Here is a 1,659-nt window from a genome sequence, read left to right as displayed (position 1 = left end):
GGACGAGCTATCGGTATTCTGCTTCATGGCGTGATCTCCCTGGCGGTTGCCGCCGCCGGTTGGGTGGGTGTTGGTTCACCCGGAGATTACGCCGCCAGACAATTTCTACCACTTCCGAGACACGACCACCGCCGCGTCCGGCGCTGGCTTCCGCGCGACACGATCTTGCTGACAATCCAGCAGAAAGAGTTGCTGGGCTTGGCTCAGCGGATGAACACCACGCCCCGAAAATGTCTCGGCTACAGGACGCCGGCCGAGGTCTTCCGCGAAGAGTTGGCGAAGGCGTCAGGCCTGCAATAACGTTTGATATCGCCGTTCCCGTCCCATTGATTTCCGCGGTTCTGGTGCGCTGACGTGGCGGCGAGTTTCGTTTTGAGGATTCAGAAGGAGACGACGATGGCGGATGGCGGGAACGGCGCATACATTACACGCTGTCGAACAGTGCCTCATAAATGAAGGCGACTAAGAATCGTTGAGATCATTCGTGGTATCAGATTATGTTCCAGTGCCCACCAAGGGTTGGATGAAATTGGTAGTAGTAAAATGAAAACGTCACTCGGATTTCTTATTGCGATTGTTTGCTCCGCTGGAATGGCAGCAGCTCAGACTATCATTGCGCCAGATGGCACCCACGTCGGCGGCACCAGCACGATCATCGCGCCAGATGGCACCCACGTCGGTGGCACCAGCACGATCATCGCGCCAGATGGCACCCACGTCGGCACTGAAGACTAACTCTTACGTGTTGGCCGCCTCTGCCCATTGATGTTTGAGTTGCGTCTTACCGTGTGAGCTCGTCTGGATCTCCCAGATGAGACGTGATGAGAGGCTGGTCTTCTACACCCGCTGCCGCATCGCCTGCCTCAGGGTCAGGACTTCGGTAACGGGGTCATCTCAGTCAAGCCGTTTCACGCATGGAGCTCCCCCGGGACGTCGCATCTTACCCTTTCCGAGCGCCGCATTGTCGGTGGTATGCTGCAGCGCAAGATCAGCGTGGTGCAGATCGCCGTTCAGCTCGGCCGGCACCGATCGACGATCCATCGCGAGATCCGGCGCAACTTCTGAAATGATCCGGAAGTGCCGATGGTGACGGGATACTGGCACATGAATGCCCAGCACCTGGCCGCCGGCCGTCGCAAGAGGCTGGCCAAGCTTTTGCGAGGTGATGAGCTGCGTGAGGGTGTGATTACTGTCCTGAAGGCCGGCTGGTCACCTCAACAGATCGCCGGGCGGATGCGGCATAAAGGCGCCCGGCGCCGTGCCTGCCACCAAACGATCTACCGCTATGTCTATTTGCCAGAGCGTCGCGCGGCTGACGCTCTCGTCATGCCTTCAACCCCAGGAGAATGACCGCGCCCGTGCAGATGCGGATCCAAGCGCGGCACCCGCAAACCTTGGCGCCGCCGGCCCCGTCCTTACGGCCCTTGATGGAGAGAGCGGGCCGGGGCCGGCTCAGCGCTTATCCGCACCGCAGCGACATTTCTAAATGGCGGGACACGCGACATTTTAACTTGGTGACAACAATAATTGTAAAACCCAGATAGAATTGTCGCGAACTGGCAAAGTTGATTTGTCGCCTCTGCCCTGACGGATGACCCTTGGGCCATCCAGAAACGGGTCACGAGGAACAGCGATATGGGACTTGTTCTGATGAGTGAG

3 protein-coding genes and 1 pseudogene are annotated in these 1,659 nt (G+C 58.5%); all 4 read left to right on the top strand.

From position 1 onward, the window contains the following. Window positions 1–300, top strand: a pseudogene (locus FA740_RS19960) (hypothetical protein); the annotation flags it as partial. Window positions 301–543: 243 nt separating this feature from the next. After that, entirely contained in the window at window positions 544–735 is a 192-nt protein-coding gene (locus tag FA740_RS19400; protein ID WP_136858423.1) for a hypothetical protein, read from the top strand. 111 nt (window positions 736–846) lie between these two features. Beyond that, window positions 847–1,065: a helix-turn-helix domain-containing protein gene (locus FA740_RS20405; protein WP_338119685.1), complete on the top strand. Its 219-nt coding sequence runs from the start codon at window positions 847–849 to the stop codon at window positions 1,063–1,065. Between the two features lie 18 nt (window positions 1,066–1,083). After that, window positions 1,084–1,350 carry a hypothetical protein gene (locus FA740_RS19390; protein ID WP_169306393.1) on the top strand — a complete coding sequence of 89 codons (267 nt, stop codon included), beginning with the start codon at window positions 1,084–1,086 and terminating at the stop codon, window positions 1,348–1,350. Window positions 1,351–1,659 lie beyond the last annotated feature (309 nt).

This window comes from Paracoccus hibiscisoli (assembly GCF_005048265.1).
Taxonomy (GTDB): Bacteria; Pseudomonadota; Alphaproteobacteria; order Rhodobacterales; family Rhodobacteraceae; genus Paracoccus; species Paracoccus hibiscisoli.
Note: the sequence above shows the minus strand (reverse complement) of the source record. Positions and strands in the feature narration are given on the sequence as shown.

What these genes read in the sequence shown, in the direction of transcription:
- FA740_RS19400 (WP_136858423.1), top strand. Translation starts at nt 544, where the DNA reads ATGAAAACGTCACTCGGATTTCTTATTGCGATTGTTTGCTCCGCTGGA.
- FA740_RS19390 (WP_169306393.1), top strand. Translation starts at nt 1,084, where the DNA reads ATGGTGACGGGATACTGGCACATGAATGCCCAGCACCTGGCCGCCGGC.